This window comes from Pantoea sp. PA1, assembly GCF_056856975.1.
This window is the reverse complement of record NZ_JBXGEE010000001.1, coordinates 1,376,215-1,401,439: the sequence shown is the minus strand read 5'-3', so window position 1 is coordinate 1,401,439 and position 25,225 is coordinate 1,376,215. Positions and strand designations below refer to the sequence as shown.

Below are 25,225 nucleotides of genomic sequence, written 5' to 3'. Positions count from 1 at the left end.
GCCAGCGTGACGGTCGGCGCAGCAGGCGTGACAAAATGTAAAGTTATGTCTTTTTAGGCACTTAAACGTTAAGGTCGCTTGAAAAGCGGCCCAATGCACATAGGATATCTATCCGCGTATAGGCGCGTGAACTACTGAGGAAGATTAACGATTATGATGCGTATTGCTCTTTTCCTGATGACCAACCTGGCTGTGATGTTGGTATTCGGGCTGATTCTCAGCCTGACAGGGATCCAGTCAAGCAGTGTCCAGGGCCTGATGATCATGGCAGGCCTGTTTGGCTTCGGCGGTGCGTTTGTTTCACTGCTGATGTCGAAGTGGATGGCACTGCGATCGGTGGGTGGTGAAGTGATTGAACAGCCGCGCAATGAAACGGAGCGCTGGCTGATGGAGACGATCGGCCGTCAGGCTCAACAGGCGGGCATTGCGATGCCACAGGTCGCGATCTATCACGCGCCTGACATCAACGCCTTTGCCACGGGTGCACGTCGTAACGCCTCGCTGGTGGCGGTTTCAACCGGTCTGCTACAGAACATGAGCCGCGATGAGGCTGAAGCGGTTCTGGCGCACGAAGTGTCGCATATCGCGAACGGCGACATGATCACCATGACCCTGATTCAGGGTGTGGTGAACACCTTCGTGATTTTCGTGTCCCGTATTCTGGCGCAGATCGCGGCGGGCTTCATGTCCGGCAACCGTGACGATGGCGAAGAGAGCAGCAACGGCAACCCGCTGGTCTATTTTGCGGTGTCGATGGTGCTGGAGCTGGTGTTTGGTATTCTTGCGAGCATCATCACCATGTGGTTCTCCCGTCACCGCGAGTTCCACGCCGATGCCGGTTCAGCGAAGCTGGTCGGCCGTGAGAAGATGATTGCGGCGCTGCAGCGTCTGAAAACCAGCTACGAACCGCAGGAGCCGAGCAGCATGATGGCGTTCTGCATCAACGGCAAAGGCAAGTCGTTCAGCGAGCTGTTTATGTCGCATCCCCCGCTGGACAAGCGTATTGAAGCCCTGCGCAGCGGCCAGTATCTGAAATAGCCCTGAGCGGCATAAAAAAGGCGACCCCCGGGTCGCCTTTTCTTTTTCGGCCCTCAGGCGCGGTTCTGCGTCATCCGTGACACGCTGACCAGCGCCGCCACGGCGGCAAAACTGCCCGCCAGCAGTAGCGAGGCGTGCGTGCCTTGCTCATCAAACAGATTAAACATCAGCGCAACCAGCGCGGCTCCCGCACTCTGACCCAGCAGACGCGCAGTACCCAGCATGCCGCTGGCACCGCCGCTGCGATGACGGGGCGCTGAGGTGACAATGGTATGGTTGTTGGGCGACTGAAACAGCCCGAAACCGGCACCGCACAGCATCATGCGCCAGATGATATCGCCGTCGCCGGGATTAGCCGGCAGCCAGGCAAGCAGAAACAGCCCCAGCGCGAACATCGCCAGACCGATGCCTCCCAGCAGCCCGGCGTGCACCCGCCCAATCAGCCGGCCGGCAATCGGCGCAAACACCATGGTGGCCAGCGGCCAGGGCGTCAGGAGTAAACCAGTGGCCACCTCATCACGCTGCAGGACGTTTTGCAGAAAGAAGGGCAGCGACACCATGGCGAGCATCTGCGCGCAGAACGAACAGACCGACGTCCCCATCGACAGGCTGAAAATCGGGATACGCAGCAGGTCAACCGGTAACAGCGGCACCGTCATCGCAAGCTGGCGACGGATGAAGAACCACCCGACAACCAGCAGTCCGATCACTTCTGACAGCACCAGCAGGTGACTCTGACCCTGCGCGAAACCGCTCAATGCGGAGATGATCAGCCCAAAGAACAGGGCGTTCATGATGGCGCTGGGCACATCAAATTTCTGCGTAGTGGCTTTCTGCGGATTATCGGGCAGCGTCCGCAGCGCCAGCCAGAGTGCCACGGCACCCAGCGGGACGTTAATCAGAAACAGCCATTTCCAGCTCGCCACCGACAGAATGGCGGCCGCCACCGTCGGGCCCGCCGCCGTCGAAACCGCCACCACCAGCGAGTTGATGGCCATACCGCGCCCCAGATAGCGCTGCGGATAGATAATGCGTATCAGGGCGGTATTGACGCTCATCAGCGCCGCGCCGCCCAGCCCCTGCAGAACGCGGGCGCAGGTCAGCATGGTGAGTGAGGTGGAGAAGGCGCAGAAGACCGACGTCACAATAAACAGCGCCAGCCCTGTCTGATACACGCGACGATAGCCCAGCATGTCACCGAGGAAGGAGAGCGACAGCAGCGAGACGATAATCGCGATCTGATAGGCGTTCACTATCCAGATGGACTGCGCCGGGCTGGCGTTCAGTTCACGTGAGATGGTGGGCAGCGCCACGTTGGCGATCGCGCCATCTAATACCGCCATCGTGAGTCCGAGCGCGATGGTGATAATCGCCATATAGCGCTGAGCGCCGGGTAAACCATCCTGAGGAGGGGAGAGTGTCATAGGTTAATTACTAAAGAGGGTGAATATCATCATGCTAATGAAGTTGACGCGAAATTGCAGCGTCCGGAGGTGAAAAAGATCGCGTGACCGGCGACACCAGGGTGAAACCATTGCCGCTTTCCGCTGCGTCACTCTATACTGGCGTTCTGTCTTATTTTTGTAACTGATTGAACAAGGTGCGCGATGTCCTCTGCTGAAAATGGCAAACAGCCCGATTCCGTCTCCTCCGTGCTGAAAGTGTTTGGCATTTTGCAGGCGCTGGGTGAAGAGCGCGACCACAGCATCACTGAGCTGGCGCAGCGCGTGATGATGTCAAAAAGCACGGTCTACCGTTTTCTGCAAACCATGAAAACGCTGGGCTATGTCACCCAGGAAGGTGAGAGCGAAAAGTACTCCCTGACGCTCAAACTGTTCGAGCTGGGGGCGAAGGCGCTGCAGAATGTCGATTTGATCCGCAGCGCGGATCTGCAGATGCGGGAGCTGTCGCGTCTGACCCGTGAGACTGTGCATCTGGGCGCGCTGGAAGAGGAGAGCATTGTCTACATCCATAAAATCGACTCGCTCTATAACCTGCGCATGTATTCGCGCATTGGTCGCCGCAATCCGCTCTATTCCACCGCGATTGGCAAGGTGCTGCTCGCCTGGCGCGACCGCGAGGAAACGGAAGAGATTCTGCGGCAGGTAGAGTTCAGACGCAGCACGCCGAATACGCTGATGAGCGCGGACGCCCTGCTGGCGGCGCTGGACGAGGTGAAGGCGCAGGGTTATGGCGAAGATAATGAAGAGCAGGAGGAAGGGTTACGCTGCCTCGCGGTGCCGGTCTTTGATCGCTTCGGGGTGGTAATTGCCGGCCTCAGCCTCTCTTTCCCCACGATCCGTTTTTCAGAAGAGGCGCGTCAGGATTATGTGGAGATGCTGCAGCGGGCGGCGCGAACGATTTCCTCGGAAATGGGCTTTCACGCCTATCCTTTCTGAACAGCGCGGGCCATGCGGCCCGCGCTTTCATCAGTTATCGATCACTTCTCCGCTTTTCTTCAGCAGCGGACAATCGGTTACGCCGACCACGCCGCTGTCCGTGTGCAGATACTGGGCGTTAATCACACCGCGTGCGGTAAGATAGCTGCACTGCAGGCCCAGTCCCGCTGCATTCTTAGTGCTGCCGGTTAACACGCCATAACCGGTAAAGAGCATCGCCAGCCAGATCACCGCCAGCAAGCCTACCATGCGAATAAACAGTTTCATTGTATCTCCTTGTGAAAGGTAACTCAGCGCTCCACCTGGTGCTGCCGGTCAGAATGATAGCAGCATGCCTGGCTTTTCGGCGGGAATCGATCAGAGATAACTGAAACGGCAAATTCTGCTTTGCCGTTAACCCCATTATCTTTTGTGATGGCGACAGGTAGAATACGCGGTTGTCATGTTCTGGCGTTTTCACTTTGTTTTATGAGGCAGTTATGAATGAGTTAGCCGCAAATCCGGGCCCCCTGGTCAGCTATGGCCTGCTGGTCATCATTTTGATTGTGGCGTTTATCGCCTGGTTCTTCGTTAATCGTGCCAGCGTTCGAGCCGGTGAACAGATTCGTTTGCTGGAATCGCTGCTGGAAGAGCAGAAAAAACAGAATCAGCTGCTGCGTCGTCTGATTGAGCTGCAGCCTGGCGCGGAGAGTAAAAAACCCGAGGATGAGCGGGAGAAGCGCGACTTTATCCGGTTAATCCCGGAACGTTAATCAGAACAGAGAGGCGGGATGAGCGGGAAGAATCCGTGGTATGACAGCAGCAAAGCGCACCATACGCCAGAGGGTTTCCGTAACCCGGAGCCGGAAGAGCGTCAGCCTGGCGATCTCCGGCGCTGGCGTCGGGAGCGAAAAGCGCAGGGTCTTCCGATGCCACCGCAACAGGGCTATGACGCTTTTGTTGAAGAGTGGTGGCAACCCGCCGATCTCAGCGGCAGTGACGATCGCCTCTGGTGGCTGGGCCATGCCGCCGTGCTGTTGCGGCTCAATCAGCGTTACATTCTGATCGATCCCGCCCTCTCATCCCGCGCCTCGCCGTTCTCTTTTGCCGGACCGCAGCGCAAAACCCCCGCGCCGCTCAGCATTGCCGACCTGCCGCATCTGGATGTCGTGCTGATTTCTCACAATCATTACGACCATCTGGATCGGCCGACGGTCAAAGCGATTGTCCGGCGTTTCCCGCAGGCCACCTTTGTTGTGCCGCTGGGCCTGGCTGCGTGGTGCCGCGCCCGGGGAGTGCAGCAGGTACATCAGGCTGACTGGTGGCAGCAGGTCAGGGTGGGCGATCTCTGTTTTGATGCGGTTCCGGCGCGTCACTGGAGTATGCGGTCGCCCCGCGATCGCAACCGTTCGCTCTGGTGCGGCTGGGTCGTACGTTCATCCTCCGTGCGCTTCTGGTTCTCCGGTGACAGTGGCTACAGCGACAGCCTGCTGGCCATCCCCGCCCGACTTGGCCCCTTCAGCGTGACAGCCTTACCGATTGGCGCCTATGCACCGAAATGGTTCATGGCAGGCCAGCATATGGACCCCGATCAGGCCGTGGCACTCTGGCAGGCGGCGGGCAGACCGCTGACGCTGCCTATTCACTGGGGCGTATTTGAACTGGCTGATGAGCCACTGGATGCGCCTCCGCAGGAACTGGCTGCGGCACTGCGGCGGGCAGAGGAGGAGCAGGGCAGCTTCACGCCATGGCGAATAGGCGAAAGCCGCAGCCTGAATAATCCACCCCAGGAATAATCCTGGAGCCGGGGGAGCCGGTTACACCGGCTTTTTTTAACAGAAATCTCTTTTTATCACATTAATGGTTAAATTTTTAATAAGCCGGAGTCGCGCGGCTGCTTTTATTTGGAGCAGAGCTCAGAGCAGTTTCCTGTTTTTGGTGCAGTAGAGAAGATACCTGTACCAAATAAAAAGTGTCGTACAGGATTAACGTCAGGTTATTGCTGCTTCGCTTTCCTGTCGCTTCGCTTATCAATTCGCTTACTGCCATATTTGTGAAATATTAATTTCTTATGGTATCCATTGAGTTAGCCCGGACGAGAAGGCATCCGGAGGAAATGAACCTGCGGGTTCATTATATTTATGCCGGGTTTTAGCGCCGCGACAGAACAGGCTGTGTGAGCCTTCTGGCAATTGTGCGTGCTGCCTCTCTGAGACTTTAAAAATGGCTTGCCATTGTTTTTAGGATATGTGATAACAATTCGTGGGTTAAACGAGGTACAGTTCTGTTTATGCATGGCATCTTCAGTGAAGAAGTACGAGTAAAGACGTTGACGTTGAATACCGCTTCCTTGCCGAACCTTAATTAGTGCCTCATGCAGTAACGTCTCTGGTTTTTCTGTAAGACAGCCTTCGGGCTAAATAAACATCTAAAGGAATTTGCAAAATGGCAAAGATTAAAGGTCAGGTTAAGTGGTTCAACGAGTCTAAAGGTTTTGGTTTTATCACCCCTGCAGACGGCAGCAAAGATGTGTTCGTACACTTCTCTGCCATCCAGGGCAATGGTTTCAAAACCCTGGCTGAAGGCCAGAGCGTTGAGTTCGAAATTCAGGATGGCCAGAAAGGCCCGGCAGCTGTTAACGTCACTGCTATCTGATTCGACTCCGCCTCGGTGCATCGCACCCTGATATGGATTCTCAAAGCCCTGGCCGGTCGGCCGGGGCTTTCTTTATGCTTCCGATGCGTAAACGATAAGGTTACACTGCGCCGCGTTATCTGATGCCGGAGTCCCCTATGTCGTTGATTTGCCCGCTTTGCCACTCTCCTCTGACTTTCAATGTCCGCAGCTGGTCCTGCGAGAATCGCCATCAGTTTGATCAGGCGAAAGAGGGGTATGTCAATCTGCTGCCCGTTCAGCATAAACGGTCGCGTGAGCCAGGTGACAGTGCAGAGATGATGCAGGCTCGACGGGAATTTCTGCAGGCGGGCTACTATCAGCCGCTGCGTGAGCAGGTCGTCGCGCTGCTGCAACCGGTGCTGAACCTGCCGGAGAGCCAGATTCTGGATATCGGCTGTGGCGAAGGCTACTACACCGCTGCGCTGGCAGAGGCGGCAGGGGAAGGCGGACAGGTGTATGGACTGGATGTGGCCAGAATGGCTATCCGCCTCGCCGCTAAGCGTTATCCCGCGGTGCGGTTCTGCGTGGCCTCCAGCCAGCGTCTGCCTTTTGCCGATGGCTCGCTGGATGCCGTGGTGCGGATTTACGCGCCCTGCAATGAAGCGGAACTGGCCCGCGTCCTGAAGCCCGGCGGCACGGTACTGACGGTAACGCCGGGACCGCATCATCTGCAGCAGTTCAAAGCCCTGATCTATCGCGACGTGCAGCTGCATGCGCCAGAGCAGAAAACCTACCCGGGCTTCCGGCAGGTGGCGCAGCATACGCTGCGTTATCCGATGGCGCTGACGGGCGGGGCCGCAACGACCCTGCTGCAGATGACGCCTTTTGCGTGGCGGGCGCGGGAAGCGGTCTGGGAGACGCTGCAGCAGAGCGAGTCGTTCAGTTGTGATGCCGACTTTACCCTGACGCAGTGGCAGCGCGACTAGCGCGCCTCAACCAGCGTATTATAGATGCGCTCCAGATCGTCGAGCTGCTGCACCGCAATCAGCAGCCGGCGCTGCTCCAGCTGAATGACCAGAATGCCATCCTCAGAGAGATTCATGCCCTGAATCCGCCGGTAATCAATCCAGACACCAGCATAAAAAAACCCTTCGGCTTTCATCAGCAGCGTGGGCCTGCGCAGCCAGAAAAGCCAGAACGCCAGAAAGCTCAGCACCATCAGCAGGGTGGTGGTGAGCTGCGGGCCGTGATGGCTGATGTTGTTTCCCAGCAGAATCAGCAGCAGCCCGATGAAAATCAGGCTGTCGATTTTGTGCCGTCGCTGCAGGGCGACCCGTAAGCGGACAGGCCCGCGTCGACGCGGCAGAATCACCTCGTCATAAAGGGCGAACAGCAGCAGGGCGGCAATGCAGAGCGCGATAAGCGCATCAGTTAATGACATAACATCTGGCCTCAAACGGGGTGAGCTCAGCCGGTTGTGGCTCAGCTCACTACGCTTAAAAGCCGGGCGCCAGCGCGCCCGGCCGGTTGAGATTACAGACCGAGCAGGCCGATCCAGTAACCAAAAATACCGATGGCAAAGAAGCCGACGATAATCCACAGCGCGTTGACCTTACGGCGCAACAGCCACATACAGCCGAAGGTCAGCAGCAGCGGCACGATGCCTGGCATCAGCTGATCGAGGATCGACTGCACCGTGGTGACGGTGGTCTTACCGGTGGAGTCGGTGATACGCGACACCACCAGCGGGATGTTGACGTGCGTCCACTTGTTTACCAGCGCGCCCATCACAAACAGGCCGAGAATCGAGGCGCCCTCCGTGAGTTTCTGCAGAAATCCGCCGCCCATATCGCTGACGATATCGATCCCTTTGCGATAGCCATACGCCACGCCGTAGTAGCGGGTCAGCAGGCGTGCCAGGTTAAACAGCACAAAGAACAGCAGAGGGCCCAGCAGGCTGCCGCTCATCGCGATGCCGGCACCCAGCGCGGCAAACACCGGACGCACGGTGCCCCAGAAGATCGGGTCGCCGACACCGGCCAGCGGGCCCATCAGACCGACTTTCAGGCCGTTGATGGCACCGTCGTCGATAGGCGCGCCGTTGGCACGCTGCTCCTCCATCGCCATGGTAACACCGAGCACCGGCGCGGCCACATAAGGGTGGGTGTTGAAGAACTCCAGATGGCGCTTGATTGCCTGCCTGCGCTCATCATTATTCTCCGGATAGAGACGGCGGATCACCGGCACCATTGAGAAGCAGAAGCCCAGCGCCTGCATACGTTCAAAGTTCCACGATCCCTGAAACAGGTTCGAGCGCATAAAGACGGCACGGACGTCACCGGGTGTCAGTTTCTTTTCGACTTTCGTAATATCAACCATGTGATCACCTGTTCCTTAATCGAGTTCGTTATCAAGATCGTTCGCGGTCGCCGGGCCGGAAGGGGCCCCCGCTACACGGTTGTATTTCGGGCTGAGCTGAATGTAGAGCACCGCCATCACCACGCCAATGACCCCCAGCGCCACCAGGTTAAAGTTGGTAAAGGCCGCGGTGACAAAGCCGAGATAGAAGAAGGGCATCAGGTAGCCCGCGCGCATCATGTTGATGACCATCGCGTAACCGACCACCACAATCATGCCGCCCGCGATATTCAGACCATTGGTGACCACCTCAGGGATCGAACTGAGCAGGGCGTGAACCGCACTGGTGCCGACGGAGATCGCCACAATCAGTGCCGGGATAGCGATACGCATCGCCTGCAGCAGCAGGGCAGAGACATGGATCCAGGAGATAGCAGTGAGGTTGCCTTTCTCTGCGGCTTTGTCCGCGGCATGCTGGAAGGCAACGGTCAGGGTTCGAACGATGATGGTCAGCACCTGTCCGGCTGCGGCCAGCGGGATGGCCAGCGCGATACCGGCTCCCACACTCTGACCGCCCGCGATCACCAGAATGGTGGAGATGATGGAGGCGAGAGCGGCATCGGGGGCCACGGCGGCACCGATGTTCATCCAGCCCAGCGCAATCATCTCCAGCGTCCCGCCGATGATAATGCCGGTTTTCATATCTCCCAGCACGATACCAATCAGGGTACAGGCCACCAGCGGACGGTGAAACTGGAACTCATCCAGAATCGACCCCATGCCGGCAATACAGGCAACAATAAAAATCAGAATAATTTGTAGCGAGGTTATTTCCATCATACTTCTTGTCCTCAGCAGGATAGCGAAAATGAGCCCGGAAACGCAGGCGCAGCAGCTCTTCTGTTACGCGTTTACTTTCGCAATCAGATCCATCATTTTCAGTTTCTGATCGCTGGAAACCTTACGCACTTCCAGTTCGATATGGCGTTCATTCAGTTTGCGGAAGGCGGCGATATCTTTTTCATCCACCGAAACCGCATTGTTGACCTGGGTTTTTCCCTGACGGAACGCCATCCCGCCGATGTTGACGGTCCTGATATCGACACCCTGTTCCACCACGCGCAGAACGTCGGTGGGGTTGGTAAACAGCAGCATCACCCGATCCTGACCATACTTTGGGTTATTCCACACCCGAACCATCTTATCGACATCGACCACATGCGCCGTCACGCCGGGCGGCGCGACCTGCGTCAGCAGGGTTTTGCGGACGTGATCCTTTGCCACCTCATCGCTGACCACAATAATGCGCTGAACGTTTGTCTCTTTGGTCCAGCGCGTCGCGACCTGGCCGTGGATCAGGCGATCATCGATACGTGCCAGCCCAATCTTCATATGGTCGCCGGGAGCCATCGGCTTAGCCGGTTGCGCGGGCGAAGCCGGTTTTGCGGCAGCGGGTGCGGGTGCCTCCTCTTTGGCTTTCAGCGCTTTAATGCCTTCACGGCCGGTCTCAACCGCCACCGCCACCAGCTCGGCAAGCGTCGGGTTGTCATCGCGCGCCATCAGCGTTTCGACCAGCATCGGGATATTGACCCCGGCGATGACCTCATACTGCGGTTTATCCACCACGATACGGCTGGCCGCATTAAACGGACTGCCACCCCAGGTATCGACTAAAAAGAGTACCCCCTGCGTCGTATCCAGTTTTGCCAGCTGCGTTTCATATTTTTCGATCAGTGTTTCTGCATTTTCACCCGGCACAAAGTCTATCCAGCCGACGTTCTCCTGCTCACCTAACAGCATTTCTGCCGTTTTAAGCAGTTGTTCCGCTGCCCAGCCGTGAGTACCAATTACAATCGCAATGGTCACGTGCTACCTCCGTTCACTAAAGAAGCTCATCTGAGTAAATGGCCCTGTCAGAATCGTTTCGGTTATTTTTAACAGGGTGCTGGCGATGACTGGCTGAGCGCCAGAAATCATCGGTTAACACCGTTAAGGCGGTTAGGTCGCGATTTATTTTAGTGATCGAAAAAATAAATTTTGTGACATTGGTCAGTTATTTACCCCACGGCAGAACGAGTGAATCGTTTTATGCATACGATCAACCTCATTGCAGATTGTAAAAATAAGAAAATTTTTTGACGCCATTTACCGACCTGATACATTAGCCTTCTGTTTATTACTCAGGAGTGTCGGGCTTCAGCCCACCTTTATGGATCGTCACCGACGTCGCTTAATCTGTTCTTTGCGCCTGCTGGCGCGTCACCTTTCGCCTGACGGCGTTTTCTCTGTTTTCCCGACGACCCGGATGTCACGCCTCGCTGCGCCGACAGACACCGGCTTACTCTTTTCCCTGTTCAGGAGTCATAAATAATGGAATTTTTATTCGACCCCTCAATCTGGGCGGGTTTACTGACGCTTGTCGTACTGGAAATCGTCCTGGGCATCGACAACCTGGTGTTTATTGCCATTCTGGCCGACAAACTGCCGCCGAAGCAGCGTGATAAAGCGCGCCTGATCGGCCTGTCGCTGGCGCTTGTGATGCGTCTGGGTCTGCTCTCGCTGATCTCCTGGATGGTTACGCTTACCACGCCGCTCTTCAGCGTCGGCGGTTTCAGCTTTGCCGGTCGTGATTTAATCCTGCTGGCCGGGGGCCTGTTCCTGCTGTTCAAAGCGACCATGGAGCTGCACGAAAGGCTGGAGAACCGTCAGCTCGAGGGCGGCGGGAATCGCGGTTATGCCAGCTTCTGGGCCGTGGTGACACAGATTGTGGTACTGGACGCGGTGTTCTCACTGGATGCCGTTATCACCGCCGTGGGTATGGTGAACCACCTGCCGGTGATGATGACCGCCGTGGTGATTGCGATGGGTGTGATGCTGCTGGCGTCCAAGCCATTAACCAACTTCGTTAACGCGCATCCGACGGTGGTGGTGCTCTGCCTGAGCTTCCTGCTGATGATCGGCCTGTCGCTGGTGGCAGAAGGCTTTGGTTTCCATATTCCGAAAGGTTACCTCTATGCGGCGATTGGCTTCTCAATCCTGATTGAGCTGTTCAACCAGATTGCACGCCGGAACTTTATCCGCCATCAGTCAAACCGGCCGATGCGTGAGCGCACCGCAGAGGCGATTCTGCGCCTGATGGGCGGTCGCAACCGCGCGCAGACGGCGAGCAGCAATAATGCAGGCAGCAGCGAAGAGTCTGCGCTGGCCGAGGCGATGCCGCAGGAAGCCTTTAAAGATGAAGAGCGCTTCATGATTAATGGCGTACTGACGCTGGCGTCCCGCTCCATCCGCAGCATCATGACGCCGCGTGGCGAGATCTCCTGGGTCGATGCGAACCGTCCGCTGGATGAGATTCGCGATCAGCTGCTGGATACGCCTCACAGCCTCTTCCCGGTCTGCCGGGGCGAGCTGGATGAAATTATCGGTGTAGTGCGGGCGAAAGAGCTGCTGGTGGCGCTGGAGCATGGCGTGGATGTGGCGACGTTTGCAGCGAATACGCCTACCATCGTGGTGCCTGAAACGCTGGACCCGATTAACCTGCTTGGCGTGCTGCGTCGTGCACGTGGCAGCTTCGTCATCGTCACCAATGAGTTTGGCGTCGTGCAGGGGCTGATTACGCCGCTGGACGTGCTGGAAGCGATTGCGGGTGAATTCCCGGATGAAGATGAAACGCCGGAGATCGTGGCTGATGGGGATGGCTGGTTAGTGAAGGGCGGCACCGATCTGCACTCGCTGCAGCAGCTGCTCGACTTCCATGAGCTGGTCGATCCGACCGAAGATCACGCCTCGCTGGCGGGTCTGCTGATTGCGCAGAAAGGGCAGTTGCCGCTTCCGGGCGACGTGATCGATATCAGCCCGCTGCACTTTCAGATTATCGAAGCGACCGACTACCGTATCGATCTGGTGCGCGTTACCAAAGATAAGCCACACGATGAGGATGAAGAGGCGTAACGCTTTTCGATGCGCGGTCCGTTACTGAGGCCGCGCTGACTCTCTCCGACAGCCGCTGCCTGACCGCCGCGGCTGTTTTTTTATCGGTGGCGGCAAAGCGCCAGGGCACATCGCTTCCGACGCGTCCGGTTATGAGGGCTGCCGCACCTCCAGCCGGTGCTGCGTCAGCCAGGCCGGAAAGTCCTCCAGCGGCATCGGGCGGGCGAAATAGTAGCCCTGCAGATGATCCACCCCGCGTTCGCACAGGTAGGCGGCCTGCTCAGCCGTTTCTACTCCCTCGGCCACCAGGCTGATGTTCAGGCGCTGCGCCAGGGAAATCACCATATCCGTCACCGTCGCGTTGATCGCGTCCGTGCCGATGGCCGCCGTGAATATCTTGTCGATCTTCAGCACGTCAGGCTGCAAATCCTTCAGATAGGAGAGCGAGCTGTGACCGGTGCCGAAGTCATCAATTGCCAGCCGTACGCCGATCTCATGCAGTTGCGCAATCACCGACTGATCGACCACCGGCAGGGCATCCCGCTCGGTCAGCTCGACCACCAGTTTTGGCACCGGATTGGCAGGCCACCAGAGGTTCTGCAGATCCTGCAGGATGGCACGGTCCCGGAAATGGCTGGCAGCGACGTTGATAGCGATATGGAAGTCGCGGTCATCCGGTAACTGGGGTAACTGCCTGACCACCTCATTCAGCACAAAGCGGGTCAGCGGCTTAATCAGGTTCTGACGTTCGGCCAGCGGGATGAAAACATCCGGTGCAATCCAGCCCTGGCGGGGGTTATGCCAGCGCAGCAGCAGCTCGATGCCGTCGCACTCGCCGCTGCTGCTGTTGATCAGCGGCTGACAGTAGACCATAAACTCATTAGCCGTGATGCCATAACTGATTTGCCAGCTCAGGCTCATCCGGTTTGCGGTCGCCAGCCAGACAATGTAGCCCATCAGCAGACTGAGCAGCAGCGCCAGCGGCAGTTGCGAGGGGAGGGTTGCCAGCGCCAGTCGGGTCGGTGAGGGGCCATAGAGCGTCAGAGTAAAGGGGTAACGCAGCGAGCCCTGCTCATAGCTCACCTCATCTTCCGAGGGTACGGTCGGCTCAATAAGGGGATTACCATACTCCAGACTCTGGCCGTTAACGTTGAACACGGCACGTTCCACCCAGGGCAGCTGCGGTTCGAGCACATAGTTGCTCATCATCTCGATGTTAATTACCTGCAGAATCCCGGCGCGGTTATCGAGGCTTCTGGGGGTCCACAGCAGCAGAACCGGCGAGCCTTTCAGCAGGTATTGGTCGGTGGACAGGGTCATGCGCTGGTTATTAAAAGCTAAATCGGGGTAGGTCTGGCTGAAGGGGATGGCGCGAGGCCCGTAAATACTGGAGCAGTAGATGCTGTCGTTATCCACCAGCAGAATCGCCCGGACGGTCTGCAGGGAAGAGATTTTTTCAATCAGCGGAAAGCGAACGTCCTGACAGGGGACGCCGACCAGACCCAGCGTGTTATTGGCGGATACCTCCAGCGGCGAGAACATCCGGTCAAAGCGCATAATCGCTTTGTCGGCAAAATCCATTGCCTGCTGCTCAATACGTGACTTCTCTTCGATATAGCGAAAGGCCAGCGTGAGTATCAGCACTACGGTGGCGATTGACAGTGCAATAAGCAAACGCTTTCGTCTGAATTGTCCAACAAATTGCTGGGCCATATACATCAGTATCCACCTTCCCTAAAGCCAGAAAAAAGCAAAAAATATCGGGGTTAATATCGGCACGGCCCCATTAATATTGAGGCCGGAATGCAGAAAAGCGGGTCTGGATAGCTGCGCAGGCCGGACGGCTGCGCGGAAAATACTCTACCGTGTAAACCTGCGCTGAGATAGCGCAGGATGCGGATTTGATTACGTTTGCACGTTATTTGAACGTTTATACGTTTCGCTTAATCACACTGTACTTTAATGGCCAGACCGCCGCGGGAGGTTTCACGATACTTGGCATTCATGTCCTTGCCGGTTTCATACATCGTCTCGATAACTTTATCCAGAGAGACGCGCGGCTCACTGGTGCGGCGCAGGGCCATACGCGCGGCGTTAATCGCTTTGACAGAGGCGATAGCATTACGCTCAATGCAGGGCACCTGAACCTGTCCGGCGACCGGGTCACAGGTCAGACCCAGGTTATGCTCCATGCCGATCTCAGCCGCCACGCAGACCTGCTCCGGGCTGCCGCCCAGCAGCTCTGCCAGCCCGGCCGCCGCCATGGAGCAGGCAACGCCGACTTCACCCTGGCAGCCCACTTCTGCGCCCGAGATGGAGGCGTTCATCTTATAGAGCACGCCAATCGCCCCCGAGGCGAGGAAGTAACGCAGGAAGATATCGGGCGTTACGGGTTCGATAAAGTGATCGTAGTAGGCGAGCACCGCAGGCACGATACCGCAGGCACCGTTCGTCGGGGCGGTCACCACCCGGCCGCCCGCCGCGTTCTCTTCATTGACGGCCAGCGCAAACATATTGATCCAGTCGATCACAATCATCGGGTCGCTGGAGTGTTTGGTTGAGGAGGTGAGCAGGCGACGCAGCGACGCGGCGCGGCGCGGCACACGCAGGGGACCGGGCAGGACGCCCTCGGTATTCAGACCGCGATCGATACAGGCCTGCATCGTCTGCCAGATCGTGGCGAAGTAGGCATGGATCTCGTCGCGGCTGTGCAGCGCCAGCTCATTTTTCATCACCAGACCGGAGAGTGACAGGCCGGTTTCACGGCAGTGCGCCAGCAGATCTTTGGCAGAGTGGAACGGCCACGGAACCGAGACCTCATCCAGCGCCGACTGGCCGAAATGCTCTTCATCAACAATGAACCCGCCACCCACGGAATAGTAGGTTTTTGACAGGATCAGCAGGTCGCCGGCAAAAGCCAGCAGGCGCAGGCCATTTTCATGCAGCGAGAGATTCTCACTGCGAAATACCATGCCGCCTTCGCGCGGGAAGTCGACTTCGTGTGCACCTTTCGCCACCAGCAGTCGCTCACGCTGCTCAACGTCTTTGATAAAGGCAGGGATCGCATCAATATCGACGGTGTCCGGCGATTCGCCCGCCAGACCCATAATGATGGCGATGTCGGTATGGTGACCCTTGCCGGTCAGCGACAGGGAACCATAGACATCCACAGCGATCCGGGTGACCTCCTGCAGCTTTCCCTGTTCGCACAGCAAGTCCACAAACTGTTTACCCGCTTTCATCGGGCCGACAGTATGCGAACTCGAGGGGCCGATGCCCACTTTGAACATGTCGAAAACACTAATCACAGGTGACACTCCTCACAATTATTCTCACTCTGCCGGGGCAGTTTATGGCGCTAATAGTAATGGTCATGCACCGGAAAAGAGCAGCTTTTCGCATGAAATAAACTTATCAAAACCGATAGAAAATATTATAGCGGGGCCCGGCAGGGAGTTGACGGGCTTCCATGAGGTTCGTGCGGGAAAAGGGGTCAGAAAGCGATCTGCGTGCTCAGTGCGCGGATTATTCCGGCGGTCATCCCCCACACCAGATAATCCTGATAGCGTGACAGCCACACCGGGTGCCGGACACCGGCCCGATGAACCTCCAGCGAACTGTAGCGGCTGAGCTGTAACGCCTCAGCCAGCGGCATCTCAAAGGCGCTGTGCACCTCATCCGGGTTGAGGGTTAAACGCAGATTGGCCGGAATAATCCCCAGCACCGGCGTCACCTGAAAACCGGTACTGCTGGTCACCGCAGGCAGCGAACCCAGTATCTCGACCTGCTGCGGTTCGATGCCCACTTCTTCATGGGCCTCGCGGAGTGCTGTGGCGATCAGCGAGGCGTCGTCGTCATCCTGCATTCCGCCGGGAAAGGCGACCTGTCCGGCATGTTTGCGCAGGGCGTGCGAGCGCTGTGTCAGCAACAGGCCCGGCTCAGGCCGCGCCACGATGGGCACGAGGACTGCCGCGTGCCGGCCAGAGAGGCGCTGCGTCGTGCGCGCCGGCTGCTGCAACAGAAAGCGGCAGCGAAAAGTCTCAAGCGTCAGAGCCAACTGAACCTCCCGATTGTTCCAGTGCCGGTAAGATCCGGCTCACTTTATCCAGCGTCTCCTGATATTCCGCGAGCGGATCGCTGTCTGCCACCAGGCCGCCACCGGCTGCACAGTAGAGCTGCTGGCCCTCGGCAATCAGGGTGCGAATGGTGATGCTGCTATCCATCCGCCCACAGAGGCTGAGATAGCCAATGCTGCCGCACCAGGCATTGCGCCGCTGGGGCTCCAGCTCATCGATGATCTCCATGGCCCGGATCTTGGGCGCGCCGGTAATCGAGCCTCCCGGAAAACAGGCCCGCAGCAGGTCGGTGGCTTGCAGAGGGTCGGGCAGCCGCGCACGAACCGTACTCACCAGATGATGCACGGCGGGGAAGGGTTCCACCTCACACAGTGCCGGAACGGTAACGGAGCCGGGCTGCGCCACGCGGCCAATGTCATTACGCAGTAAGTCGACGATCATCAGGTTCTCGGCCCGATCTTTCTCCGCATGGCGCAGCGCCTCCGCCTGCTGGGCATCCGCTATCGGGTCCGCGCAGCGTGGCCGGGTTCCCTTAATCGGGCGGGTTTCGATCTGCCGGTTATTCAGCGAGAGGAAACGCTCCGGCGACAGGCTGAGGATGGCACTCTCCGGCAGGCGAAGAAAAGCGCTGAACGGCGCACGGTTAGCGTCATTCAGCTGACAGAACGCCTGCCACTCATCTCCCTGATAAGCCGCCTGAAAACGCTGTGCCAGATTAACCTGGTAGCAGTCACCGGCCTGGATATAGTCCTGAACCGCCGCGAAGCGGGCGGCATAGTCGGCGTAGCTCAGATTAGAACGCCAGCCGCTGGTCAGTGAAAAGGGCAGCGCCTCACGCGCGGGCCACTGTGTCAGCCAGGCGAGCCGCGCCTGCGCCGCCTCCAGCGCCACTAGGGTCAGGGTCTGCTGATGGTGATCGGCAATCAGCGCCCAGTCATAGATCCCTACGGCCATATCGGGCGTGATGAGGTCGGCGTCGGCCCTGGCGGGCAGCGTTTCAAACCGGCGGCCCAGGTCGTAGCCAAACAGACCCAGCGCCCCGCCCTGAAACGGCAGCGTCTCACTGGCGGCAGGCGTCACGCCCAGCGCATCGCACTGCTGCTGCACCAGCAGCAGAGGGTCGGCGGCCGATTCACGGGTGCCGCTGCGATCGCTGATCGAGGTGATCGCCCCGCGGGTCACCAGGGTGGCGCGGGGATTAGCCGTCAGAATATCAAAGCGGTTATCGCTGTGGCTGGCCTGGGCGGAGGAGAGCAGCATCGCCCAGGGCAGATGGGCAATGGGGGCAAAACGCCGGGTCAGCGCATCCGCGGTATAATCAAGCGTGAGGGTTTCAACAATCATCGGGCAGAAAAATCAGCAAGCAAAGAGGCGGTCAGACTGACATATTTTTTCCTGACTGGCACCTGTTAGTTCCGCGTGGGATACTGTCTGACCCAACACAGGAGCAGAACATGTTTACAGGATTACCGGCGCTCTCTCATGAGCAGCAGCAGCAGGCCGTCGAGCGTATTCAGGAATTGATGGCAGGGGGTTTATCGAGTGGTCAGGCTATCGCCCAGGTGGCGCAGGAGATCCGGCAGACTCACTCGGGCGAACAGATCCGGGCGCTCTTCGACGACGAAGATGACGAAAACGAAGAAGAATAACGCCCGCTCTGCTTAACGTGCAGCGATAATTTTTATCTCAATTTTGTACTTTGGATTTAACAGCCCGGCCTGAACCGTACAGCGCACCGGTGCATTACCGGGAGAGACCCAGGCGTCCCAGGCGCGGTTCATGGCAGGGAAATCAGCCTTATCCACCAGAAACAGCGTGGCATCAAGAATTTTGCTCTTGTCACTGCCGAGACGCGTCAGCATCGCATCAATCACCGCCAGCGCATTGGCCGTCTGCGCTTCGGCGTCGGCGTCCAGGTTTTCCGGCACGCTGGTGTAGTAGATCGTGTCATTGTGAATCACGGCTTCGGACATACGGTGTTCCGGGTCAATACGGGTAATACTCATCGGCTTCTCCCTGAATAAAGTGGCAGTTAGCCTGCCATATTCCCCGCATCGCTGTCACCCCTCACAGGCAGCGCTTAACAATCGCCTGCCTGTCTGCCATCACCTGAGGTGCCATCCGGAAGGTGGTAAAATATTTGACCTCTGCCCCTCGCCCGTGAGGCGAGACATCCGCAAAGATAGAATCCTCCCAGGTAAAGACGCTGATCGCACTGCCGCCGGGCCGGGTATGGGTCGTGTCATCGCGGGCAACCACGCTGGTCGTGGACCAGCCGCGATAAATGCAGTCGCTGAGTTGAGGAACGGTGCGGGTGCTCTGGCCCTGAAAGAGGGGTTCCTGCAGACGCGCCTGATCGGGGGTGGGGGCCTGACAGCTGCAGAGCAGCAGCACGCCAGTCAGAGAGCCGATGCGGAAAGTATTCATAGCAATCCTCCGCCTGAGTCAGGCAGTCGGGTTAAGGCCATCTGCTTAACGCAGCCTGAAGACAACGTTAAGCCAGTCTCAGCACGTCAGCTTACGGGTGCCACATCCCAACGGTAAGCCGATTTAATCATTATAATCCGGGCGGTTATTTCCTGCTGTTATCCTCTGCATTTGCTGACTGCGTCACAGGCTTTAGCGGGCAGGCGGGGGACGGAATGCGGCAGCGGCCGGCTGGCGAGGCGCGGGAATGCAGGACAGGCCAGTCGTAAAAATGGTATAAATCAGCGAAATATCGCGCCACAGGATGAGGATGAGCACATGGCGAATACGCAGTATCTGTTTTGGGTGATGGCGGGCGCACTGACGCTGCTGTTTATTGTGATATCGGCCTTTGTCGGTCTCTCTAAAGGCAGTAAGCAGGGTTTTATCACCTTTGCTCTGCTGTTTATTGCCATGCTGGCGGGCGCGTTTTATATCCGGCACTAGCACAGCGCGGCGTCACCTCGCGATCGTTTTCAATCTGTTACAACGATCTTACGCCTGGCTCACAGTTCACAAGGAAACTCAGCGGCCTCCGGCGCCGGTTAACTATGATCAGATCAAATAGCAGTGCTGCTATTTATCACCGGAGGTAATTATGTCTGAACGTCCAGATTACGATGAGCCATTGCCAGATGATGCTGAGATCTACCCGGAAGATGAAGAAGAGGATGAGGAAGACGATCCGACCGTAAGGGATGTCTGACACCGGTCGCCCCCTCTGCTTACACCGCAAAACCGCCTGTGCGCCGTTTTGCGGTTCTTTATTTCCGCAGCAGATTCATGTGCGATGAAAATAGCGTTCAATCCCGGCTTAAATAATCCTGCGCACGCATAACGTTAATGAAACCCGCCTCTCTTCCGTCGTCACTGGGTTATTTCCTCTCCGTTTCTTCCCCGCATTCACGGACACGCGAATTAAACGTTCAGTGGATGTGACTTTATGCCGCAGGGGAAGCACTAACAGCACGTTCAGGAGAACACGCACGCTGTCGGAGAACTGACCATTCCTGCATAAATTATTGATAAGCCTCCGTTTTGCTTTGTCTGAGCAATACTGACATAATTACAGTGTTTTTGCCGTTCTTAGTGAGGGTATGTGGCAGACGATTTTGCAGTGGATGGCGCGCTGGCGCTGGGTATCCCGGGTTTTAAGCCGCGGGAAGCACAACGCGAGATGGCGCAGGCGGTCTCTGAAGCCGTAAAAGAGCAGGGTGAACTGGTCGTCGAAGCCGGTACCGGTACCGGTAAAACTTACGCTTACCTGGCACCCGCCTTACGGGCCAATAAAAAAGTGATTGTCTCGACCGGATCCAAAGCGCTGCAGGATCAGCTCTATGGGCGCGATCTGCCCACCATGGTCAGGGCGCTGAGGTTTAAAGGCAAAACCGCGCTGCTGAAAGGCCGCTCTAACTACCTCTGTCTGGAACGCATGGAACAGCAGTCGATGGCGGGTGGCGATCTCACCGCGCAGGCGCTCACCGATCTGGTGACGCTGCGCAGCTGGTCATCACAGACCGAAGATGGCGACATCAGCAGCTGCGCGGGCGTGACCGAAGACAGCCCGGTCTGGCCACTGGTCACCAGCACCAACGATAACTGCCTGGGCACCGACTGCCCGCGTTACAAAGAGTGCTTTGTGGTGAAGGCGCGAAAGCGCGCCATGGACGCGGATGTGGTGGTGGTGAACCACCATCTTTTTCTCGCCGACCTGGTGGTTAAAGAGGGCGGTTTTGGGGAACTGATCCCTGAAGCGGATGTGATGATCTTTGACGAAGCCCATCAGCTGCCCGACATCGCCAGCCAGTACTTTGGCCAGCAGCTCTCCAGCCGTCAGTTGCTCGACCTCGCCAAAGATATCATCATCGCCTACCGCACCGAGGTGCGCGATGCCCAGCAGCTGCAGAAATCCGCTGACCGTCTGGCGCAGTGCGCGCAGGACTTTCGCCTGTCACTGGGCGATCCCGGCTATCGCGGGAATCTGCGTGAGCTGCTGAGCGACAACGCCATTCTGCGGATGTTTACGCTGCTGGATGATGCACTCGAACTCTGTTACGACGTCATCAAGCTCTCTCTGGGACGTTCAGCCCTGCTGGATGCCGCTTTTGAGCGCGCCGCGCTCTATCGTACCCGGCTGAAACGGCTGCGGGCCATCAACGAGCCAGGCTACAGCTACTGGTATGAATGTACCTCACGTCACTTTATCCTGGCGCTGACGCCGCTCTCCGTCGCGGAGCGTTTTCGTGAAGTGATGGATAACCGTAAAGCCGCGTGGATCTTTACCTCAGCCACCCTGGCAGTGGATGAGAAGATGGCGCACTTCTCGGAACGGCTGGGTGTCAATGCGGCAAAAAGCCTGATCCTCAACAGCCCGTTCGACTTTGCGAAGCAGGCGCTGCTCTGCGTGCCGCGCAATCTGCCGGAGCCTAACCGTCCGGGGGGCGCCCGCCAGCTGGCCGCGATGATGAAGCCGCTGATTGATGCCAACAAAGGTCGCTGCTTCTTCCTCTGTACCTCACACCTGATGATGCGTGAGCTGGCGGCCGAATTTCGCGCCTCCATGACGCTGCCGGTGCTTGTGCAGGGTGAAACCAGCAAAGGCCAGTTGCTGCAGCAGTTTATTGAGAAGGGGAATGCGCTGCTGGTCGCGACCAGCAGTTTCTGGGAAGGGGTGGATGTGCGCGGGGATGCCCTGTCGCTGGTGATCATCGACAAACTGCCTTTCACCTCACCGGAAGATCCGCTGCTGAAAGCCCGGATGGAAGATTGCCGGATTCGCGGCGGCGATCCCTTTGCGGATGTGCAGTTGCCGGACGCGGTGATCACCCTGAAGCAGGGCGTGGGACGGTTAATCCGTGACACCGACGATCGCGGCGTGCTGGTGATTTGCGATCAACGGCTGGTGTCACGCCCTTACGGCGCGCTGTTCCTGAACAGTCTGCCGCCGACGCCGCGCACCCGGGACATCCGTCGCGCCATCGCCTTTATCCGCCAGCAACCCGAACCAGACGCATAATTCTGTGCTAAGATGCGCGCCGTTTTCTTTCTTCTGAGGTAGTCATGTCAGCCCGAATTTTAGCGCTGGATACGGCGACAGAAGCCTGTTCAGCCGCGTTGCTGAATCAGCAACAGATCGATGCCCGATTCGAAATCGCCCCGCGCGATCATACCCAGCGTATTTTGCCGCTGGTCGAAGAGCTCCTGCTCGCCGGTCAGCTGGAACTGACCGATCTGGACGCGCTGGCCTTTGGGCGCGGCCCCGGCAGCTTTACCGGCGTCCGTATCGGCATTGGTATTGCGCAGGGCCTGGCACTGGGCGCAGCCCTGCCGATGATTGCGGTCTCGACGCTGGCGACGATGGCAGAAGGGGCGTGGCGTCTGCACGGCGCCCGTCGCGTACTGACCGCCATTGATGCGCGAATGGGTGAAGTTTACTGGGCAGAGTATCAGCGGGATGAGCAGGGGCGCTGGCAGGGTGAAGCCAGCGAAAGCGTGCTGACGCCCGAGGCGGCGGTGGCCAGAATGCAGGCGCTTACCGGTGAGTGGATGACCGCCGGCACCGGCTGGGAAGCCTTCCCGGCATTGCAGGAGGGGCACGCACTGACGCTGACCGCCAGTGAGGTGACCCTGCCTGCCGCACAGGATATGCTGCCGCTGGCAACGCTGGCGCTGGCGGACGGGGATACCCTGCTGCCGGAAACGGCGGAGCCGACCTACCTGCGCAATGAAGTTGCCTGGAAAAAGTTACCTGGCCGCTAAGTCGCACGCAACTTATTGTTATGCGTCCAGTCTAAGACTTTACCTAACGGGAGAGCGTCTATGTCGTCAATGTGTGGTAAAGGGCTTTCAGGTCTGCTGCTGACCTGTGTGCTGGTGTTAACGGGTTGTGTCTCTATTCCTGACACGCTGCAGGGCAGTTCCCCTCAGCCTCAGCAGGATCTGCTGCGGGTGATGAATGACCCTGCTATCTATGTCGGCCAGGAGTCGCGCTTTGGCGGTAAGGTGGTGAACGTCACCAACCTGAACGGCAAAACCCGTCTGGAGATTGCGGCACAGCCGCTGGATGAGAGCGCCAGACCGCGTCTGGGCGCGGCGTCAGTCGGCCGGATCTATGCTGACATCCACGGTTTTGTTGATCCGGTGGATGTCAGAAATCAGTACGTCACGGTGCTGGGCACGCTGAAAGGCACGGAGCAGGGCAAAATCGGCGAGGCAGATTACAAATTTGCCGTCATCGATGTGCGTGGTTATCAGCGCTGGCGTCTCGCCCAGCAGGTGACCGCCCCGCCACAGCCGATGGACCCCTGGATCTGGTACGGTCCGACCCGCCATCGCGGGGGATACTGGGGACCCAATCCCTACTGGGGCATGGTTAACAGTGGCCCGACCGAGGTGCAGACCATACTGACCGAGTAACATTAAGACCTGCTATTCAGCCCGGTCGCGGTGCTCGCTGCCGGGCTTTTTATTTGTCTGTTTTCACAGCACGAAATTTAGTGATGGACTTCGCAACCTCAACATGCCGAAACAGGCAAACTGGTACAATCAGTTAAAATATTGTTAACAAACCAGATTGGCTGAGGCGGCGATGGAAATACAACATAATTATCGGGGTGGATCCTTGAATAAGGTTTGGCTGAAACGCTACCCGGCAGATGTGCCTGCCGAAATAAGTGCAGATCGTTATACCTCTCTGGTGGATCTGTTTGAGCAGGCCGCAAAACGCTACGCCGATCAACCCGCGTTCCTGAACATGGGTCAGAAAATGAGTTATCGCCAGCTGGAGGAGAAGAGCCGCGCCTTTGCCGCCTATCTCCAGCATGAACTGGGCCTGAAAGCGGGTGACCGGGTGGCGTTAATGATGCCTAACCTGCTCCAGTATCCGGTGGCCCTGTTTGGCGTGCTGCGCGCGGGAATGGTGGTGGTCAATGTCAATCCGCTCTACACGCCGCGAGAGCTGAAGCATCAGCTTAACGACAGCGGCGCCAGCGCCATCGTTATCGTCTCCAACTTCGCGCACACGCTGGAAAAGGTGGTGGGGGAAACCGCGGTCCGTCACGTCATCCTGACCCGGATGGGCGACCAGCTCGCCCCCATTAAGGCGACGCTGGTGAATTTCGTCGTCAAGTATGTCAAAAAGCTGGTGCCGAAATACCATCTGCCGGGCGCTATCTCATTCCGTCAGGTTCTGGACGTGGGGGCGACGCTCAATTATCGCCGTCCGACCGTGTCGAATGACGATCTCGCCTTCCTGCAATATACCGGCGGCACCACCGGGGTGGCCAAAGGGGCGATGCTGACGCATCGCAACATGCAGGCGAATCTCGAGCAGACGAAAGCGACCTACGGCAAACTGCTGCGTGACGGCAAAGAGTGCGTCGTCACCGCGCTGCCGCTCTATCACATCTTTGCATTAACGGTGAACGGGCTGCTTTTCCTTGAGCTGGGCGGCCAGAACCTGCTGATCACCAATCCGCGCGATATTCCTGGCTTCGTTAAAGAGCTGAGCAGGTTTCCGTTTACCGCCATCACCGGGGTCAACACGCTGTTTAATGCGTTGCTGAACGATGAGCAGTTTACGAAACTCGATTTCTCCACGCTGCGGCTTTCCGCGGGCGGGGGGATGGCGGTGCAGAAAGTCGTGGCTGAACGCTGGGAAAAGCTGACCGGGCACTATCTGCTGGAAGGCTACGGCCTGACGGAGTGTTCGCCGCTGGTTTCGGTCAATCCCTACGACATCAGCTGTCATACCGGCAGCATCGGCCTGCCGGTGCCCTCGACCGATGTGCTGATCCTGGATGAAGCGGGAAATGAAGTGGCACCAGGCGAGCCGGGTGAGCTCTGCATCAGCGGCCCGCAGGTGATGCTGGGTTACTGGCAGCATCCGGAAGCGACGGCGGAAGTCCTGAAAAATGGCTGGCTCCATAGCGGTGATATTGTTACCGTTGATCAGGAAGGCTTTATTCGCATCGTCGACCGTAAAAAAGATATGATTCTGGTGTCAGGCTTTAATGTCTATCCGAATGAAATCGAAGATGTGCTGATGCAGCACCCGAAAGTGCGCGAAGCCGCGGCCATCGGGGTTCCCAGCGATCTTTCCGGTGAGGCGGTCAAAGTCTGCATCGTGAAAAAAGAGGCGTCGCTGACGAAGGAGGAGGTGCTCGATCACTGTCGCCGTCAGCTGACCGGCTACAAGGTACCCAAAATCATTGAGTTTCGTGATGAGCTTCCCAAGACCAACGTTGGCAAGATCCTGCGGCGCGAGCTGCGTGATGAGGTGAAATCCGGCACCCGCTGAATCCGGATAAGAATTGAGGTTGAACGCCGGCATGTCCGGCGTTTTTATTGTTTTTAACATGGAGC

General features: G+C 57.8%; 25 protein-coding genes. 13 read left to right on the top strand and 12 right to left on the bottom strand.

The window, feature by feature from the left end; genetic code table 11:
- Nucleotides 1–153: 153 nt before the first annotated feature.
- The gene (gene htpX, locus AC1V0D_RS06850; protein ID WP_009089804.1) at nt 154–1,038 is read left to right on the top strand and encodes a protease HtpX; all 885 of its coding nucleotides are present in this window, start codon (nt 154–156) and stop codon (nt 1,036–1,038) included.
- A 53-nt stretch (nt 1,039–1,091) separates the two neighbouring features.
- Here the strand turns inward: htpX and AC1V0D_RS06845 are convergent, their stop codons facing one another.
- Nucleotides 1,092–2,462 (bottom strand): MFS transporter, encoded by a 1,371-nt coding sequence (locus AC1V0D_RS06845; RefSeq protein ID WP_058957305.1) that lies wholly within the window; start codon nt 2,460–2,462, stop codon nt 1,092–1,094.
- Nucleotides 2,463–2,645: 183 nt separating this feature from the next.
- Here AC1V0D_RS06845 and kdgR point away from each other — a divergent pair, with 183 nt between their 5' ends.
- Nucleotides 2,646–3,437 (top strand): DNA-binding transcriptional regulator KdgR, encoded by a 792-nt coding sequence (gene kdgR, locus AC1V0D_RS06840; protein ID WP_046101956.1) that lies wholly within the window; start codon nt 2,646–2,648, stop codon nt 3,435–3,437.
- Between the two features lie 30 nt (nt 3,438–3,467).
- Here the strand turns inward: kdgR and AC1V0D_RS06835 are convergent, their stop codons facing one another.
- Nucleotides 3,468–3,704, bottom strand: a complete 237-nt coding sequence (locus AC1V0D_RS06835; RefSeq protein WP_009089809.1) for a YobH family protein — start codon at nt 3,702–3,704, stop codon at nt 3,468–3,470.
- Between the two features lie 212 nt (nt 3,705–3,916).
- Here AC1V0D_RS06835 and AC1V0D_RS06830 point away from each other — a divergent pair, with 212 nt between their 5' ends.
- The 4 genes from AC1V0D_RS06830 (at nt 3,917) to rlmA (ending at nt 7,018) form a co-directional block, all read left to right on the top strand.
- A complete protein-coding gene (locus AC1V0D_RS06830; protein ID WP_009089811.1) occupies nt 3,917–4,189 on the top strand; it encodes a YebO family protein in 273 nt (90 codons plus the stop codon).
- A gap of 18 nt (nt 4,190–4,207) precedes the next feature.
- Nucleotides 4,208–5,212: an MBL fold metallo-hydrolase gene (locus AC1V0D_RS06825; protein WP_482907145.1), complete on the top strand. Its 1,005-nt coding sequence runs from the start codon at nt 4,208–4,210 to the stop codon at nt 5,210–5,212.
- 649 nt (nt 5,213–5,861) lie between these two features.
- On the top strand, nt 5,862–6,071 hold the full coding sequence (gene cspE / locus AC1V0D_RS06820; RefSeq protein WP_003852684.1) for a transcription antiterminator/RNA stability regulator CspE: 210 nt from the start codon (nt 5,862–5,864) through the stop codon (nt 6,069–6,071).
- 137 nt (nt 6,072–6,208) lie between these two features.
- Entirely contained in the window at nt 6,209–7,018 is an 810-nt protein-coding gene (gene rlmA / locus AC1V0D_RS06815) for a 23S rRNA (guanine(745)-N(1))-methyltransferase (protein WP_482907144.1), read from the top strand.
- Here rlmA and AC1V0D_RS06810 read toward each other — a convergent pair.
- The 4 genes from AC1V0D_RS06810 to manX all read right to left on the bottom strand — a co-directional run bounded on the left by AC1V0D_RS06810 (nt 7,015) and on the right by manX (nt 10,256).
- On the bottom strand, nt 7,015–7,473 hold the full coding sequence (locus tag AC1V0D_RS06810) for a DUF986 family protein (protein ID WP_325953189.1): 459 nt from the start codon (nt 7,471–7,473) through the stop codon (nt 7,015–7,017). The genes rlmA and AC1V0D_RS06810 overlap by 4 nt on opposite strands.
- Before the next feature lie 92 nt (nt 7,474–7,565).
- Nucleotides 7,566–8,411, bottom strand: coding sequence for a PTS mannose transporter subunit IID (locus tag AC1V0D_RS06805; protein ID WP_009089819.1), 846 nt, complete (start codon nt 8,409–8,411; stop codon nt 7,566–7,568).
- A gap of 15 nt (nt 8,412–8,426) precedes the next feature.
- Nucleotides 8,427–9,227 (bottom strand): PTS mannose/fructose/sorbose transporter subunit IIC, encoded by an 801-nt coding sequence (locus tag AC1V0D_RS06800; RefSeq protein WP_009089820.1) that lies wholly within the window; start codon nt 9,225–9,227, stop codon nt 8,427–8,429.
- A gap of 66 nt (nt 9,228–9,293) precedes the next feature.
- Nucleotides 9,294–10,256, bottom strand: a complete 963-nt coding sequence (manX, locus tag AC1V0D_RS06795; RefSeq protein WP_482907143.1) for a PTS mannose transporter subunit IIAB — start codon at nt 10,254–10,256, stop codon at nt 9,294–9,296.
- A 504-nt stretch (nt 10,257–10,760) separates the two neighbouring features.
- On the opposite strand from manX, the gene AC1V0D_RS06790 reads away from it, so the two are divergent.
- Complete coding sequence (locus tag AC1V0D_RS06790; RefSeq protein ID WP_009089823.1) at nt 10,761–12,341, top strand: TerC family protein; 1,581 nt, start codon at nt 10,761–10,763, stop codon at nt 12,339–12,341.
- 129 nt (nt 12,342–12,470) lie between these two features.
- Here AC1V0D_RS06790 and AC1V0D_RS06785 read toward each other — a convergent pair whose 3' ends face one another.
- From AC1V0D_RS06785 to pabB, 4 genes are all read right to left on the bottom strand, one after another.
- Entirely contained in the window at nt 12,471–14,039 is a 1,569-nt protein-coding gene (locus AC1V0D_RS06785; RefSeq protein ID WP_058957301.1) for an EAL domain-containing protein, read from the bottom strand.
- 224 nt (nt 14,040–14,263) lie between these two features.
- Nucleotides 14,264–15,628 (bottom strand): L-serine ammonia-lyase, encoded by a 1,365-nt coding sequence (locus AC1V0D_RS06780; RefSeq protein ID WP_046101949.1) that lies wholly within the window; start codon nt 15,626–15,628, stop codon nt 14,264–14,266.
- Between the two features lie 185 nt (nt 15,629–15,813).
- Entirely contained in the window at nt 15,814–16,377 is a 564-nt protein-coding gene (locus tag AC1V0D_RS06775) for a CoA pyrophosphatase (protein ID WP_058957300.1), read from the bottom strand.
- Nucleotides 16,361–17,740 carry an aminodeoxychorismate synthase component 1 gene (gene pabB, locus AC1V0D_RS06770; protein ID WP_482907142.1) on the bottom strand — a complete coding sequence of 460 codons (1,380 nt, stop codon included), beginning with the start codon at nt 17,738–17,740 and terminating at the stop codon, nt 16,361–16,363. Before pabB ends, AC1V0D_RS06775 begins: the two co-directional genes overlap by 17 nt.
- A 110-nt stretch (nt 17,741–17,850) precedes the next feature.
- Between pabB and AC1V0D_RS06765 the strand changes: the two genes are divergently transcribed.
- Complete coding sequence (locus AC1V0D_RS06765) at nt 17,851–18,045, top strand: YoaH family protein (protein WP_009089830.1); 195 nt, start codon at nt 17,851–17,853, stop codon at nt 18,043–18,045.
- A gap of 12 nt (nt 18,046–18,057) precedes the next feature.
- Here the strand turns inward: AC1V0D_RS06765 and AC1V0D_RS06760 are convergent, their stop codons facing one another.
- Together AC1V0D_RS06760 and AC1V0D_RS06755 are read right to left on the bottom strand one after the other, a co-directional pair.
- The gene (locus AC1V0D_RS06760; RefSeq protein WP_009089831.1) at nt 18,058–18,402 is read right to left on the bottom strand and encodes a RidA family protein; all 345 of its coding nucleotides are present in this window, start codon (nt 18,400–18,402) and stop codon (nt 18,058–18,060) included.
- Between the two features lie 61 nt (nt 18,403–18,463).
- Nucleotides 18,464–18,823 (bottom strand): hypothetical protein, encoded by a 360-nt coding sequence (locus AC1V0D_RS06755; RefSeq protein ID WP_009089833.1) that lies wholly within the window; start codon nt 18,821–18,823, stop codon nt 18,464–18,466.
- A 318-nt stretch (nt 18,824–19,141) separates the two neighbouring features.
- On the opposite strand from AC1V0D_RS06755, the gene AC1V0D_RS06750 reads away from it, so the two are divergent.
- The 5 genes from AC1V0D_RS06750 to fadD all read left to right on the top strand — a co-directional run bounded on the left by AC1V0D_RS06750 (nt 19,142) and on the right by fadD (nt 25,160).
- Nucleotides 19,142–19,309, top strand: coding sequence for a hypothetical protein (locus tag AC1V0D_RS06750; RefSeq protein WP_009089835.1), 168 nt, complete (start codon nt 19,142–19,144; stop codon nt 19,307–19,309).
- A gap of 652 nt (nt 19,310–19,961) precedes the next feature.
- A complete protein-coding gene (yoaA, locus tag AC1V0D_RS06745; RefSeq protein ID WP_482907141.1) occupies nt 19,962–21,878 on the top strand; it encodes a DNA repair helicase YoaA in 1,917 nt (638 codons plus the stop codon).
- A 44-nt stretch (nt 21,879–21,922) separates the two neighbouring features.
- A complete protein-coding gene (gene tsaB, locus AC1V0D_RS06740; protein ID WP_482907140.1) occupies nt 21,923–22,621 on the top strand; it encodes a tRNA (adenosine(37)-N6)-threonylcarbamoyltransferase complex dimerization subunit type 1 TsaB in 699 nt (232 codons plus the stop codon).
- A gap of 60 nt (nt 22,622–22,681) precedes the next feature.
- Nucleotides 22,682–23,278: a Slp family lipoprotein gene (locus tag AC1V0D_RS06735; RefSeq protein ID WP_033736224.1), complete on the top strand. Its 597-nt coding sequence runs from the start codon at nt 22,682–22,684 to the stop codon at nt 23,276–23,278.
- A 205-nt stretch (nt 23,279–23,483) separates the two neighbouring features.
- Entirely contained in the window at nt 23,484–25,160 is a 1,677-nt protein-coding gene (gene fadD, locus AC1V0D_RS06730; protein WP_140028620.1) for a long-chain-fatty-acid--CoA ligase FadD, read from the top strand.
- Nucleotides 25,161–25,225: the final 65 nt, after the last annotated feature.